Source organism: Pseudomonas donghuensis (assembly GCF_000259195.1).
GTDB classification, from domain to species: Bacteria; Pseudomonadota; Gammaproteobacteria; order Pseudomonadales; family Pseudomonadaceae; genus Aquipseudomonas; species Aquipseudomonas donghuensis.
The window spans coordinates 117949-119383 of sequence record NZ_JH650765.1 but is presented as its reverse complement, the minus strand read 5'-3'; the positions used below and the strand labels follow the sequence as shown (position 1 = coordinate 119383).

The 1435-nt window shown below is 61.7% G+C and carries 2 protein-coding genes; one reads left to right on the top strand and one right to left on the bottom strand.

Annotated features, from left to right (window positions below; all coding sequences use genetic code 11):
- On the bottom strand, positions 1-863 hold an 863-nt coding region (locus UW3_RS29560; RefSeq protein ID WP_010223138.1), incomplete at its 3' end, for an amino acid permease.
- Between the two features lie 204 nt (positions 864-1067).
- On the opposite strand from UW3_RS29560, the gene UW3_RS29555 reads away from it, so the two are divergent.
- Positions 1068-1435 (top strand): phytanoyl-CoA dioxygenase family protein (locus tag UW3_RS29555; protein WP_010223137.1); only part of this gene is annotated, 368 nt, incomplete at its 3' end.

Below are 1435 nucleotides of genomic sequence, written 5' to 3'. Positions count from 1 at the left end.
GGGGCTGCGGAGCCGATCCCCAGGCCGCTGAAGATCTGCACGAAGGGGCTGCCTTCGCTGCCGATCTTCGTCCAGGGATAGATCGACATCAGCACCAACAGGGTGAACACATAGAACAGCAGGATGCGCAGCGGCACCGAGTTGATCGCCCGGGGAATCACCCGTTGCGGGTCCTTGGCTTCGCCGGCGGTGATACCGATCATCTCGACGCCGCCGAAGGCGAACATCACCACGGTGAACGAAGCGATCATGCCGCCCACGCCATTGGGGAAGAAGCCGCCATGGCTCCACAGGTTGCTCACTGCCGCCAGCGGCTCGCCGGCGCCGCCCAGCTGGATACCGAACATCAGCACGGCGGCACCTGCGAGGATCATCGAGACGATGGCGGTGACTTTCAGCAGCGACAGCCAGAACTCCAGTTCGCCAAACACCCGCACGCTGCACAGGTTCAGGGCGCCAATGAAGAAGACGATGCCCAGCACCCAGATCCAGCGCGGCGTATCGGGGAACCAGAAGCTCATGTAGACGCCGAAGGCGGTGACATCCGCCAGGCACACCACCAGCATCGAGAAGGCGTAGCTCCAGCCGGTGAGAAAACCGGCGAAGCGCCCCAGGTACTGGCTGGCGTATTGCCCGAAGGAGCCGGACACCGGGTTGCGCACGGCCATTTCACCCAGGGCGCGCATCATCATGTAGATCGCCGCGCCACCGATCAGGTAGGCGAGTAACACCGACGGGCCGGCCAGTTTGATGGCCGCTGCCGAACCATAGAAAAGCCCGGTGCCGATGGCAGAACCGAGCGCCATGAAGCGAATGTGGCGGGTACTCAGACCGCGCCGCATGGCGGTGCTGTTTTCGTTCATCCCAGGTAACTCCTCGTTGTTCTTATTCTTGGATAGCAAGGCGCCGTAGGACACAGGCAGGGCCATTAACCGGCCAAAGGCAGGAGGCTGACAACCCGCGCGCCATACAGATTGCCTATAGTGGCGAATAGGTAATCTGTGGTTTACCGGCTGCGCGGGGCCGCCCAATACTTTTGTTCATTACAACAAGAGAGGGTGATCGCGATGAAGGCCGATATCGAACAGTTCCAGCGTGAGGGTGCCGTGGTGCTGCGTGGTGTGTTCCGTGACTGGATCGAACCGCTGCGCGAAGGTTTTGAACAGAACCTGGCCGCGCCCAGTGCCTTTGCCATCGAGAACGTCGGCAGTGGTGAAGGCGGGCGCTTTTTCGAGGATTACTGCAACTGGCAGCGCATCCCGGCGTTCAAGGATTTCGTGCTCAATTCGCCGGCGGCGGCGATTGCCGGAGCGTTGATGCAGTCACGGCAAGTGCAGGTGTTCCATGAACACATTCTGGTCAAGGAGCCGGGCACCTCCAAGCCCACGCCCTGGCACCAGGACCTGCCGTACTACTGCGTCGACGGCCTGCAGAC